Genomic DNA, 13,334 nt, shown 5'->3' with positions numbered 1-13,334 from the left:
CGCGCAGTAATTAAGCATTCAGTCACAAAATCCGGATAATTTTTATCAGCTGTTTATTCTGTGAACGTTTTATCCGGCAGCTGAATAAATGCTCAGTTGTGTACCCGCTCAAACATTTTAGCTGTTTTTGTTATCAAAACGTTTGATTTGTGTGTTTTATGTGTAGTCATCGCCCATAGTCAATAGTATTGACTGCCTCTGTGACAGTTGATTTAGTGAAGTGTCAGAAAATAATAAACAAACTGAAATTTGTCGTCCGGCATTGCCGGACGACAGAGCAAACACGACATTCAACGACAGGCGGAGATAATGATGATGAGAAGCGCCAAACGTAAGACAGGATTAGCGAAGCTGGGTATTACACTGGTTGCCCTGGCGGTGTCTGCCAGCGTCAATGCGGCGGGAACGCTGGTTTTTTGTTCTGAGGGATCACCGGAAGGGTTTAACCCGCAGCTGTTTACCTCGGGAACCACGTATGATGCCAGCTCCGTGCCGCTGTATAACCGGCTGGTGGAGTTTAAGGCCGGTACCACAGAGCTGGAGCCGGGCCTGGCGGAATCCTGGGATGTGAGCGAAGACGGAAAAACCTATACGTTCCATCTGCGTAAAGGGGTGAAATTCCACAGCAGCAAGGATTTCAAACCGACCCGTGATTTGAATGCAGATGACGTGGTCTTTACCTTCGACCGCCAGAAAAACCCGGATAACCCGTATCACAAAGTGTCCGGCGGCAGCTATGAATATTTCAGCGGCATGGATATGGATAAAATCATCGACAAAGTTGAGAAAGTTGATGACAACACCGTCCGTTTTCAGCTGAGCCGCGCTGAAGCACCATTCCTGGCAAACCTCGGGATGGACTTCGCCTCCATTCTTTCCGCCGAATATGCCGATCAGATGCTGAAAGCCGGTACACCGGAGAAAGTCGACCTGAACCCGATCGGCACCGGGCCGTTTGTGTTGCAGCAGTACCAGAAAGATTCCCGTATTCTGTATAAAGCCAACGACGATTACTGGAACGGCAAACCGAAAATTGACCGCCTGGTCTTCTCCATCACCCCGGATGCGTCCGTCCGTTACGCCAAACTGCAGAAAAATGAGTGCCAGGTGATGCCGTACCCGAACCCGGCCGATCTGGAGCGTATGCGTGCGGATAAAAACATTGTCCTGAAAGAGCAGCCGGGTCTGAACGTCGGTTATCTCTCCTATAACGTCACGAAAAAACCGCTGGATAACGTCAAAGTGCGTCAGGCGCTGAATATGGCGGTGAATAAAGATGCCATCATTGACGCGGTGTATCAGGGCGCAGGCCAGAAAGCGAAAAACCTGATCCCGCCGACCATGTGGGGCTACAACAACAGTATTGAAGACTATCCGTATGATCCGGAAAAAGCCAAAGCGCTGCTGAAAGAAGCAGGTATGGAAAACGGCTTTGAAATCGACCTGTGGGCGATGCCGGTTCAGCGTCCGTATAACCCGAACGCCCGCCGTATGGCTGAGATGATCCAGGCAGACTGGGCGAAAGTCGGCGTGAAAGCCAAAATTGTGACCTATGAGTGGGGTGAGTACCTCAAGCGCGCGAAAGCGGGCGAGCCTCAGACTGTCATGATGGGCTGGACCGGTGACAACGGGGATCCGGATAACTTCTTCGCCACACTCTTCAGCTGTGCGGCTAAAGAGCAGGGCTCTAACTACTCGAAATGGTGTGATCAGTCCTTTGAAAACATCATTCAGCCGGCACGTACCACGGCTGATCCGAAAGAGCGTGCCAAGCTGTATGAGCAGGCTCAGGTGGTGATGAAAGAGCAGGCACCTGCACTGATTGTTGCACACTCAACAGTGTTTGAGCCGGTGCGCAAAGAAGTGAAAGGCTATGTGGTGGATCCGCTGGGTAAACACCACTTTGACAATGTTTCTATCGAAAAATAAGTAAACCGGAAATGAGTGTTACCGGTCTGCCGCCTCCTCCGGGGGGCGGCAACCCTGTATCGAACCGCATTGCACGGACGACGCAGAACACATAATTAAAACAATATTATTCATCGTGTGAGTATAAAGGGAAAGTCCTCCCTTTCGTCCGGTCTTATGACCAGAGCGCTGTCAGCGGCCATTACAAGAGAAACAGGGATATGCTGCAATTTATCCTCCGGCGTGTCGGGATGGTAATACCGACATTTATCGGTATTACATTACTGACGTTTATATTTGTTCATCTGATCCCGGGAGACCCGGTCACTATCATGGCGGGTGAGCGGGGAATTTCCCCGGAGCGCCACGCTCAGTTGATGGCGGCGCTGGGGCTGGATCAGCCTTACTGGAAACAGTACCTTCATTATATCAATGGTGTCCTGCACGGTGATCTCGGCCTCTCTCTGAAGAGCCGCCAGCCGGTGTGGGAAGAGTTTGTTCCCCGTTTTAAAGCCACCCTGGAACTTGCCGCCTGCGCGATGATTTTTGCCATCTCGGTCGGCATCCCGGTCGGGGTGCTGGCGGCCGTCAAACGCGGGTCGATCTTTGATCACACCGCTATCGGGGTCTCCCTGACCGGCTATTCGATGCCGATTTTCTGGTGGGGTATTATGCTGATCATGCTGGTGTCCGTAAATCTCGATCTGACACCGGTGTCGGGGCGGTTATCGGACAGTGTGTTCCTCGATGACAGTCAGCCGCTGACCGGATTTATGCTGATTGATACCCTGATCTGGGGTGAGGACGGCGATTTTCATGATGCGGTGATGCATCTTATTCTGCCGTCTATTGTGCTCGGTACCATCCCGCTGGCGGTGATTGTCCGTATGACCCGTTCGGCAATGCTGGAAGTGCTGGGTGAGGATTATATCCGTACCGCCCGCGCCAAAGGGCTGAGCCGCCTCCGCGTGATTGTGGTGCATGCACTGCGCAACGCCCTGTTGCCGGTGGTGACCGTTATCGGTTTACAGGTCGGCGTGATGCTGGCCGGCGCGATTCTGACCGAAACGATTTTTTCCTGGCCCGGTATCGGCCGCTGGCTGATCGATGCTCTTCAGCGCCGCGACTATCCGGTGGTGCAGGGCGGCGTTCTGCTGATCGCCATTCTGATTATCCTGGTTAACCTGTGCGTGGATTTACTTTACGGCGTCGTTAACCCGCGGATCCGTCATAAAAAATAACAGGAGCGCACAATGTCTGAGACGACAAATACTACCGTGACCCGCGCGCCTGAGCCGCTTTCCCCGCTGCGCGAATTCTGGCACTACTTCCGGCGCAACAAAGGCGCGCTGCTCGGCCTGATCTATATCCTGCTGATGTTGCTGATCGCCGTTTTTGCCCCGCTGCTCGCCCCGCATCTGCCGGATGAGCAGTTCCGTGACCATTTATTACAACCGCCGGTCTGGCAGGAAGGCGGCTCATGGCAGTTTATTCTCGGTACTGATGATATCGGCCGCGATATTCTGTCGCGCCTGATGTACGGCGCCCGGCTTTCACTGCTGGTCGGTTGCCTGGTGGTAGCGCTGTCGCTGCTGCTGGGTGTGGTGATTGGCCTCGCTGCCGGGTATTTCGGCGGCTGGGTTGATGCCCTGATTATGCGTATCGTCGATATTATGCTGGCACTGCCGAGCCTGCTGCTGGCACTGGTGCTGGTGGCGATTTTCGGCCCGTCGATTGTTAACGCCTCACTGGCGCTGACTTTCGTGGCACTGCCGCACTATATCCGTCTGACCCGCGCGGCGGTGCTGACGGAAGTGAGCCGCGACTATGTGACCGCGTCTGCGGTGGCGGGCGCAGGCCCGGTGCGCCAGATGTTTGTCAATATTCTGCCGAACTGCCTGGCACCGCTGATTGTGCAGGCATCGCTGGGTTTCTCCAACGCTATCCTGGACATGGCGGCATTAGGTTTCCTCGGGATGGGGGCACAGCCGCCGACACCGGAGTGGGGAACCATGCTGTCCGATGTTTTACAGTTTACGCAGAGCGCGTGGTGGGTGGTGACCTTCCCGGGCCTGGCGATTTTACTGACGGTACTGGCGTTTAACCTGATGGGCGACGGATTGCGTGATGCCCTTGATCCTAAGCTTAAGCAGTAGAGGTGCAGACATGGCGTTATTAACAGTTGATAAATTATCTGTTCACTTCGGTGAAAAAGAGATGCCATTCCGCGCTGTTGACCGGATCAGCTATCAGGTTGAGGAAGGCGAAGTGCTCGGGATTGTCGGGGAATCCGGCTCCGGTAAATCCGTCAGTTCACTGGCGATTATGGGGCTGATTGATTTTCCGGGCCGGGTGATGGCGGATAACCTTGAGTTTGACGGCCGCCATCTGCTGACCATCTCAGAAAAAGAGCGGCGCGAGCTGGTGGGCGCGGATGTGGCAATGATTTTCCAGGATCCGATGACCAGCCTGAATCCCTGCTATACCGTGGGGTATCAGATTATGGAAGCCCTGAAAGTTCACCAGGGCGGTAACCGGAAAACCCGGTTACAGCGGACTGTCGATCTGCTGACGCTGGTCGGCATTCCGGATCCGAAATCACGGCTGGATGTCTATCCGCACCAGTTATCCGGCGGGATGAGCCAGCGGGTGATGATTGCAATGGCGATAGCCTGCCGTCCGAAGCTGCTGATTGCCGATGAGCCGACAACGGCACTGGATGTGACCATTCAGGCGCAGATCATTGAGTTACTGCTCGAGTTACAGCAGCAGGAAAACATGGCGCTGGTGCTGATCACTCATGACCTCGCGCTGGTGGCGGAAGCCGCTCATCACATTATTGTGATGTATGCGGGGCAGGTGGCGGAGTCCGGTAAGGCGTCGGATATCTTCCGCGCACCGCGTCATCCGTATACTCAGGCACTGTTACGGGCACTGCCGGAATTTGCCGGTAACAAGAGCCGTCTGGCATCACTGCCGGGGGTTGTGCCCGGTAAATATGACCGGCCTGAGGGTTGTCTGCTGAACCCGCGCTGCCCGTATGCCACGGATTTATGCCGCAGCACGGAACCGGAACTGCGTACTGTCGGGGCGCGTCAGGTGAAATGTCATACCCCGCTGGATGATGAAGGGAGACCGGGCCATGAGTGAAACCACACAGCCGCTGTTACATGTCAGTGATCTGAAAAAATATTATCCGGTGAAGAAAGGCTTTTTCTCGCCGGAGCGGATGGTGAAAGCCCTCGACGGCGTATCGTTTGATCTGAACCGCGGGAAAACCCTGGCGGTGGTCGGGGAGTCCGGCTGCGGAAAATCAACCCTTGGCCGTCTGCTGACCATGATTGAAAAACCGACCGGCGGGGAGCTGTTTTACCAGGGGCAGGATCTGCTGGTGGCGGATAAACAGGCGGAGAAATTGCGGCGGCAGAAAATCCAGATTGTGTTTCAAAACCCGTATGGTTCACTCAATCCGCGTAAAAAAGTCGGGCAGATACTGGAAGAGCCGCTGATTATCAATACGTCCCTCAGTGCGGCAGAGCGCAAAGAGAAAGTGCTGGCGATGATGGCGAAAGTTGGTCTGAAAACCGAGCATTACAGCCGTTATCCGCATATGTTCTCCGGTGGTCAGCGCCAGCGTATTGCCATTGCCAGGGGGCTGATGCTGGATCCGGATGTGGTGATTGCCGATGAGCCGGTATCCGCACTGGATGTGTCCGTCCGCGCTCAGGTACTGAACCTGATGATGGATCTCCAGGATGAGCTGGGGCTGTCGTATGTGTTTATTTCCCATGATTTATCGGTGGTGGAACATATCGCGGATGATGTGATGGTCATGTATCTGGGGCGTTGTGTGGAAAAAGGTACCAAAGCGCAGATTTTTGAGAATCCGCGCCATCCTTACACACAGGCACTGCTCTCTGCGACACCACGGCTCAATCCGGCACAGCGCCGCGAACGGATTAAACTGACCGGTGAGCTGCCGAGCCCGCTGAATCCGCCGCCGGGATGTGCGTTTGCTGCCCGCTGCCGTCATGCATTCGGCACCTGTACGCAGTTTCGCCCGGAGCTCAAATCCTATGGCGGGCAGCTGATTGCCTGTTTTGCAGTGGACAGAGAAGAAGAGGCGAAAATTTCCGCATAACATTCTGTTTTACTGCAGATAGCAGAGAAACATATTTTAACAGAAGACAAACAGCGATAATGGAGCGCTCCGTTATCGCTTTTTCCTGTCTGACGTGTGAGATTAGATCAGCACAAAGCACAATGATGACGTATAATCACGGCGTATGGCGAAAGATGCGATAACTGAATTGTAACGAAAGGCGTGGAATATGCGTGTAAAAGTCAGAAAGTCACTGACTATCAAACAGATGTCAGTTGTCGCTGCGGTGACTTTGGTGACGATCGCACTTTTTATGACGCTTCTGTTATCACATCTGATACAACAGCGGAAAGATGATTACATCAATCAGCTTTATAATTCGTCAGTACAGGTCAGGAAACCGCTGGCAGATGCCTTGTTAGGGTCGGACTTAAACGCGATAAAATCGACGCTGATGACATTGCGGGCCAGCGGGATTTTAGGACGTGCGATTGTGATGACGCCGGAAAATGTTCAGGTGATAAGCCTGGATTTTGCCACACACCGCCCTATTCCCGGCACAGCAAAAATGATTTTCGGGATCCCGGTTGAGATTAAGGTTCCGCTGTACGCCTATGGCGTGGCACATACCGGAAAACCCCCGCAGGGTTATCTCATTCTTCAGGTGGATGATAACCGCATATACCGCTTCGCGATGAATGTCGTGGCACTGATGGTAACCAGTTACCTGTTGCTGGCACTGGTACTGGTGATCGCGATAAGTTGGTGTATTAACCGCCTGATCGTGCGGCCGCTGCGTAAAATGGCCCGTGAGCTGAACAGTGATGAGCCTGCTGAGCAGCTCAGTTGTTCAGCTTATCATGCGGATGATGAACTCGGCCTGCTGGCGAAGGGTTACCGGAACCAGCTGAATAAACACAAACCGGAGTCATCATAAAACTTCCCGGACAGTTTGCTGTCTAAATCCGGACGAATCAAAGGACGTCCCGGAAGCCGGTCAGTTTTTGCCTGTACGTATCGTCTGTCAGAACAGTATTTCCGGCATCAGTGGTAAACCTCAGAAGAAGGCATACCAGGGATTCATATTAAAAGAGGTCAGCATGCAACGCTCTTATTTACGTGTTTTACTCGGTGGCGTCCTGATTGCCGTCACATCTCAGTTACACGCAGAAGCATTACAGCCGGACCCGGCATGGCAGCAGGGTAAACTGGCAAACGGATTCAGCTGGCAGCTGCTTCAGACGCCGCAGCGCCCTAATGACCGCATACAGATGCGCCTTTCTGTTCAGACCGGTTCCATGATGGAAAAACCGGCTGAAAAAGGGTTTGCTTATCTCATCCCGAAAGTGGTGATGTTCAACAGCCAGAGTCTGAACACACAGCAGTTATCGAACCTGCTGCGTAACGGGATAAGCCCGGACATGCCGCTGCCGCCGGCCATTGTTTCCTATGATTTCACACTCTATAACCTGAGCCTGCCGAATAATAATCCGGAGGTGCTGAAAGCGGCACTGAGCTGGATGGCGGATGTCTCAGGTCATGGTATTTTTAATCAGGAAACCGTTGCGGCTGCGCTGGCTGCGCCGGACTCTCCGATCGCCACCTATCCGCCGGATATCAATGATCCTATCTGGCGTGCCCGGATAAAAGGCACCACCCTCCAGGGGTTTGACCCGGTACCGCCGCCTGCGGGCAAAATTGATGTTGAGGCACTGAACAGTTTCTATCAGCGCTGGTACACGCCGGATATGGCAACACTGTATGTTGCCGGCCCGGTTGATAAGCGTGCGCTGGAAGATGCCATCAGCAAAGCATTCGGTTCCCAGGAAGGTAAACGCCAGACACCGGTCAGTGTTGCCACTCTGCCGCCGATGAAACCGCGCTCAGTTCATGCGGTGAATGAAAATCAGAAAGACGATATGCTGGCGCTGGTCTGGGATCTGAACTGGTCTTCCGTTAAAGATTCGGATGCACTGAACCGCTACTGGTTAAATGATCTCGCCCGTGAAGCCCTTTTCGGCGCATTACAGCAGGGCATCGGCAAGAAAAATGAAAAATTCATGGCAATGAATATGGATTGCCGGATGCAGTATCAGCGCGCCAGCTGTATGCTCAGTCTGCGGGCACCGAATGAAAAAATGCCGGTGATTGTCTCTGAGCTGGCCGGTGAACTGGCTGTGCTGAAAGAAAAAGGGATTTCCGCTGAGAACTTTGATGCCCTGATTGCCATGAAACAGGCTCAGCTTCAGCAGCTGTTTGCTATCTATGCCCGTACCACCACCGATATCCTGATCAACCAGCGTCTGATGTCCCAGCAGAGCAATATCATCGATATTCCGCCGGAGCAGTACCAGCGTCTGCGTCAGGCATTCCTGAACAACCTGACACCGGATGTGCTGAACGCAGAAATTCATGCGATTTTAGAGCAGGATACCGCATTCTTCTTTACTCAGCCGAAAGGTGAGACAGAAATGAATGTGGATCAGCTGCGCGCGCAGTTCGATAAGATAATGCACCCGGAGAAAGCGGTTGCTGCGGCAGAGAAACGGGCGGCAGATGCGGAATCTGCGGAGAAAGCGGCTGCGGAAAAAGCAGCGGCAGAAAAAGCCGCCGCAGAGCAGGTCAAAGCCCCGGTGGTAACCCCGGAAGCCGCAGAGCCGTCACAGGACGTGAAACCGGCAGCACCGGCGCCGGATAAAAAAGGCGGACAAAACGGTAACAGCGAACCACCGGCGGCAGATAATAACACCGACGGTGTCAGTGCCTGATTTTGGGTAACAGCATGAAATAAAAAGGGTATCTGGAAGATACCCTTTTTATTGGTTAGTTATCGTCCTGACATAAGCTGCTTTCCAGCAGACTCATCAGCCATGGACGGGTATCACGGTTATTCACAAATCCCGCCGCCGCAATTTTTTTCTGCGGGTGATAATAAGCTGCGGTTCCCCAGAATCCAAGGTGATACCAGAGCGCCTGTCCGTCCCGCTCTGTCACCATCACCCCGCAGCGGTAATCTTCCGCGCCGTCATGGCTGCCCGGTTGCAGCATGGTTGCAAGGGTTTCCGGCTTGTCAAAAATACGTCCTTCAAACAGATTCGCCATAAACACCGCCAGGGCATTTACCGACATAATTAACCCGCCGCCACCCCAAAGATCCATCGTCGGGCTGATAGTATCCCCGTCAATATTGCCGAGATACTGATGTGCCCGTGGCGGAAGACCCGCCGGCACCGGCTCTTCCAGCTCCCAGTAAGCGGATTCCATACCCGGGGCATCAAAGCGCAGCAACTGCCGGACTGCCTGTGCCAGAGGCAGCTGCGTGACCTGTTCAATGATATCGCCCAGCAGCAGGTATCCGGTATCGGAATAGAAGTAGCAGAGGCCCGGTTTCATCAGCGGATAGCCCCGGCTGACATACAGGCGGATCTGCTCATCCCGTGTCCAGAGATGGCCCGGGTCCGCGAGCACATCACGGATATACTTCTCATCGGCATGATCATACAGCCCGCTGCTGTGACTGAGCAGATGCTGCACCGTGATGGCATTCAGATCATAACCTGCCTCTGTCAGCCAGCGGACATACTGCGGGGAGAGCAGCGGTGCGACCGGTGAACTGAGACTGAGTTTCTGCTGTTCATACAGGCGCAGCACGGCCGCCGCGGTGAACGTCTTGGTGTTACTGGCGATCCGCACCGGGGTATCCGGGGTAACCGGTGTACTGTCGCTTCTGCTCAGGCCGCCGTGTGCGGCACCGTCCGGCAGATCACACCCTTCACCGGTGAAACAGAACGCCGTGGCAAAACCTGCCGGCTGAACATCCTGCAGCAGGGCAGACAAATTCCGCGCGGGCATCGTTATTGCTTCGCATCAGCGCGCAGTTTCGTCACGCTCTGCCCGCCGACACCCCAGTTATCGGTTTCCACCTCATCAATAATCACAAACGTTGAAGCCGGATTTTTCCCCAGCACATCAACGAGTAACTGCGTGGCACCTTCAATCAGTTTTTGTTTTTGTTCTGCGGTCGCACCCTCTTTGGTGATGCGGATATTGATGAATGGCATAGAGGCTCCTGATAGATGTGTTGGTCTGCAACTGTCTGAATATCAGCCGGTAACGGTTCAGTATCCGTTACACTGACTGATATTCATACCATATTGCAGCCAAAATCTCAGGCGGTTTTATTTTTTTGGATGTCAGTCGCAATCCAAGCGGCAGAAAAGAGGATCAGCCGTGCGAAGAAATAGAAAAAGGCCATCAGGCCGATCACCGAACCAAATGCCGCACCGGACGGGGAAGCCGCCATATTCGGCAGCAGCCAGGTCATGATGGTTTTCAGGATCTCAAAGCCGATCGCAGCCAGCAGTGTGCCTTTCAGCAGGGAGCGGCGGCTCAGCTTCATGCGCGGCAGGATCCAGAGAATCCAGGTAAACAGCAGGTAGTTGGCGAGGATGGAAATGGTCAGGCCGATCGCTGTCCAGGCGGGACGCAGCCATTCGATAGCATCCAGGCCGAGAAACGCGACTATCCGGGCTTGTGCGGCACCGGCAATGGAGGTCAGGGAAAGGGTGATCACCAGTGCCACCAGCAGGCCGATCAGCGCGAGAAAATCCCGCAGATAGCGCAGAACCATATTCTCTTTGACTTCGATATCCGGCTCCCACTGGTCATGGTACTGCGCACGGATAGCCATCCGCAGATTACCCACCCAGTTCACCCCGGAATAGAGTGCCAGTGCCAGACCGGTTAACCCCACAGTCGCACGCTGGCGGATGGCGGTATCGATACTGCGTTCAATGGTGGCAGCGAGTGTCGGGTCGCTGATACTGTTGGCAACACCGCGGATAAGTTTGGTCAGCAGTTCCGGATTAAAGGCCAGCACATAACCGGCGGCGGCAAAAGAGACCATCAGAATCGGGATCATGGATAAAAACGAGAAATAGGTGATCGCGGCACCGAACGGGCTGCCCATTCTGTCATTAAAGCGGGTGGCTGTGCGGATCAGGTGAGCAATAAACGGGATATCACGGATATAATTCCCGGTTTTCACACTCCATTTCAGGGCTTTTTTTCCCTGTTTTATTCCTTCATCAAAATTCTTCCGCAGGGGGGTTAATGATGATGTGCTGTTGTCATCTTCCGGTGTGTCATTTTCCCGGGTCATGTATCCTCGCTTGTTCGGAAATTGATTCCGTTTAAGTTTACTACAGGACTCACCGGATGAACAATTCAGGTTTTGATATAACGGCCTTCAGAATTTCCCGATTGATAAACCGGGATAATAATATGTAATTAACCGCACTTATTTCATCTCAGAATAATGAAAATAAATACCATCTTATAAGATGTTCACAATATGAATAATAAATATGTTTTTCCCGGAAATAACCGGCGGAATTACCGATCTCTGCTGATCACGGTTATTCTGCTGCTTATTAGCGGGTGTGTTTATAAACCGGAAGGGCCGTATTTACCGGCAAACGTGGTGGTTGTGTCAAACCATGTGTGTCTGCTTACCCGGCCGGAGGGGGATGAGAGAATTATCCGCCTGGATATAAATGAAATCGGCAGTGAAAATAAACGGCTGTTAACGCATACCTTTACGCCGGCGCAGGCGGCGGTCAGCCGGGAGCGCTGTATTTCAGTGCAGAATTACCCCTTCCGGAGCGGATATTCTTATACTGCGCTGATAACGCTCGGGTCAGACGTTCAGCGCCGCCTGAATATTCATCCCGGAACGCGGAATTTTGAAGTTCGCTTCCGGCTGACGAATTATTTCGGTCAGTTAAGAGCAACGGAGTTTTAATACGGTTTGCCGGTTTCTGTTATCAGAAAACCGGCAGCGGCATGATTACTTCGATAATGCATCCAGTTCTGCCTGCGCTTCTTTTAATTCCGCTTCGGCTTCGGCCAGTTTGCGTTCGCGTTTGGCAATCTTACTGATATCGCCTTTATCAATGGCTTTCTGCAAATCGGCTTTGCGTTCAGCCACTTCCTTTGTCCGATCGCTGACTTCATCACGGGCATCATCCCGCAGACTGTTTGGTGTGCAGTAAGTATTCACATTCTGCAAAGCCCGCTCCAGCCCCTGTACCCGGTGTGTGTTGCCGTGTGCTTTGGCGTAGCTGAGCTGCTCCTGAATTTTACTCTTTTTAATGTCACAGCCATTCTGCGCACTCAGCGCGGAGGTGCTGACCAGTAATGTTGCCAGTGCCAGCACCGTGGTTGTAAAACGTGTCATATTTACCTCGCTATTTATATCAATCGTCATTTTATGACTACTGATAATGACAATGGTTCATTATCACGCCGCACAGATGAGGAAAGGGCATTGGTTCTTTCCTGCCGAAATCAGGTTATACTGAGTGCTTCAATCTGTACTGATATTCTTGTTCCGGGTGGTGTACACCCGACCATCTGAGGCCTTTGTATGCTTAGTTACCGCCACAGCTTTCACGCCGGCAACCATGCGGATGTGTTAAAACACACCGTCCAGAGTCTGATCATTGAATCATTAAAAGAGAAAGACAAACCCTTTTTGTATCTGGATACGCACGCCGGTGCCGGGCGTTATCAGCTCAGTGGTGAGCATGCGGAGCGTACCGGGGAGTACCTGGAAGGGATCGCCCGCATCTGGGCGCAGGAATCGGTGCCGGAAGAACTGAAAACGTATCTTGAGGCCGTCAGTGCACTGAACCCGCGTGGTGACCTGCGTTTTTATCCGGGGTCGCCGCTGATCGCTGCACATTTGCTGCGTGATCACGATAAATTAAATATCAGTGAGCTGCATCCGTCTGATTTTCCGCTGCTGCGCAATGAATTCAGCCGCGATAACCGTGCCCGTGTGGTACGGGAAGATGGCTATCAGCAACTGAAATCACAGTTACCGCCGTCATCCCGGCGCGGATTTGTACTGATTGACCCGCCGTATGAACTGAAAAGTGATTATCAGGCCGTGGTGAAAGGGATTCAGGAAGGTCACCGCCGCTTTGCAACCGGGACTTATGCGGTCTGGTATCCGGTGGTGCTGCGCCAGCAGATCAAACGGATGGTAAAAGATTTTCAGGCAACCGGGATCCGCAAAATTCTGCAAATCGAACTGGCGGTACGCCCTGACAGTGATCAGCGCGGTATGACCGCATCCGGTATGATTGTGATTAATCCGCCGTGGAAGCTGGAGTCGCAGATGAAATCTGTGCTGCCGTGGCTGCATAACGTGCTGGTACCGGAAGGTACAGGGCATACACTGGTTGACTGGATCACACCGGAATAATTCGTTTCCGCTGCGGGCATGACGGCAGCGGGTGTTTATGTATTGACTGATAAA

The 13,334-nt window shown here is 53.1% G+C and carries 13 protein-coding genes; 9 read left to right on the top strand and 4 right to left on the bottom strand.

The annotated features are described in order from the left end of the window. Window positions 1–315 precede the first annotated feature (315 nt). The 7 genes from dppA to N7387_RS13095 all read left to right on the top strand — a co-directional run bounded on the left by dppA (window position 316) and on the right by N7387_RS13095 (window position 8,778). A complete protein-coding gene (dppA, locus tag N7387_RS13125; RefSeq protein WP_262883600.1) occupies window positions 316–1,929 on the top strand; it encodes a dipeptide ABC transporter periplasmic-binding protein DppA in 1,614 nt (537 codons plus the stop codon). A gap of 200 nt (window positions 1,930–2,129) precedes the next feature. Next, window positions 2,130–3,149, top strand: coding sequence for a dipeptide ABC transporter permease DppB (gene dppB, locus N7387_RS13120; protein WP_072871414.1), 1,020 nt, complete (start codon window positions 2,130–2,132; stop codon window positions 3,147–3,149). A gap of 12 nt (window positions 3,150–3,161) precedes the next feature. Further along, a complete protein-coding gene (gene dppC, locus N7387_RS13115; RefSeq protein WP_262859580.1) occupies window positions 3,162–4,064 on the top strand; it encodes a dipeptide ABC transporter permease DppC in 903 nt (300 codons plus the stop codon). Between the two features lie 10 nt (window positions 4,065–4,074). Then, window positions 4,075–5,058, top strand: a complete 984-nt coding sequence (dppD, locus tag N7387_RS13110; RefSeq protein WP_279799487.1) for a dipeptide ABC transporter ATP-binding protein — start codon at window positions 4,075–4,077, stop codon at window positions 5,056–5,058. Next, the gene (gene dppF / locus N7387_RS13105; protein ID WP_262859626.1) at window positions 5,033–6,049 is read left to right on the top strand and encodes a dipeptide ABC transporter ATP-binding subunit DppF; all 1,017 of its coding nucleotides are present in this window, start codon (window positions 5,033–5,035) and stop codon (window positions 6,047–6,049) included. The genes dppD and dppF overlap by 26 nt, the downstream gene beginning before the upstream one ends. A 190-nt stretch (window positions 6,050–6,239) precedes the next feature. After that, window positions 6,240–6,947: a HAMP domain-containing protein gene (locus N7387_RS13100; protein WP_262883594.1), complete on the top strand. Its 708-nt coding sequence runs from the start codon at window positions 6,240–6,242 to the stop codon at window positions 6,945–6,947. 163 nt (window positions 6,948–7,110) lie between these two features. Next, window positions 7,111–8,778: an insulinase family protein gene (locus N7387_RS13095; protein ID WP_279799485.1), complete on the top strand. Its 1,668-nt coding sequence runs from the start codon at window positions 7,111–7,113 to the stop codon at window positions 8,776–8,778. A gap of 55 nt (window positions 8,779–8,833) precedes the next feature. Here the strand turns inward: N7387_RS13095 and N7387_RS13090 are convergent, their stop codons facing one another. From N7387_RS13090 to yhjD, 3 genes are all read right to left on the bottom strand, one after another. Next, window positions 8,834–9,862, bottom strand: coding sequence for a serine hydrolase (locus N7387_RS13090; protein WP_279799483.1), 1,029 nt, complete (start codon window positions 9,860–9,862; stop codon window positions 8,834–8,836). Between the two features lie 2 nt (window positions 9,863–9,864). Next, window positions 9,865–10,071 carry a 4-oxalocrotonate tautomerase family protein gene (locus N7387_RS13085; RefSeq protein ID WP_279799481.1) on the bottom strand — a complete coding sequence of 69 codons (207 nt, stop codon included), beginning with the start codon at window positions 10,069–10,071 and terminating at the stop codon, window positions 9,865–9,867. Window positions 10,072–10,178: 107 nt separating this feature from the next. Beyond that, on the bottom strand, window positions 10,179–11,171 hold the full coding sequence (yhjD, locus tag N7387_RS13080; protein WP_262859574.1) for an inner membrane protein YhjD: 993 nt from the start codon (window positions 11,169–11,171) through the stop codon (window positions 10,179–10,181). A 192-nt stretch (window positions 11,172–11,363) separates the two neighbouring features. Here yhjD and N7387_RS13075 point away from each other — a divergent pair, with 192 nt between their 5' ends. After that, window positions 11,364–11,813 carry a putative T6SS immunity periplasmic lipoprotein gene (locus N7387_RS13075; RefSeq protein ID WP_279799479.1) on the top strand — a complete coding sequence of 150 codons (450 nt, stop codon included), beginning with the start codon at window positions 11,364–11,366 and terminating at the stop codon, window positions 11,811–11,813. 45 nt (window positions 11,814–11,858) lie between these two features. Here N7387_RS13075 and N7387_RS13070 read toward each other — a convergent pair whose 3' ends face one another. Then, window positions 11,859–12,248, bottom strand: a complete 390-nt coding sequence (locus tag N7387_RS13070) for a DUF1090 domain-containing protein (RefSeq protein ID WP_262859572.1) — start codon at window positions 12,246–12,248, stop codon at window positions 11,859–11,861. A gap of 189 nt (window positions 12,249–12,437) precedes the next feature. Here N7387_RS13070 and N7387_RS13065 point away from each other — a divergent pair, with 189 nt between their 5' ends. Then, window positions 12,438–13,280 carry a 23S rRNA (adenine(2030)-N(6))-methyltransferase RlmJ gene (locus N7387_RS13065; RefSeq protein WP_262859571.1) on the top strand — a complete coding sequence of 281 codons (843 nt, stop codon included), beginning with the start codon at window positions 12,438–12,440 and terminating at the stop codon, window positions 13,278–13,280. Window positions 13,281–13,334 lie beyond the last annotated feature (54 nt).

Origin of the sequence: Morganella sp. GD04133 (assembly GCF_029835375.1) — a bacterium.
Classification (GTDB): domain Bacteria; phylum Pseudomonadota; class Gammaproteobacteria; order Enterobacterales; family Enterobacteriaceae; genus Morganella; species Morganella morganii_B.
This window is presented reverse-complemented; position numbering and strand designations above follow the sequence as displayed.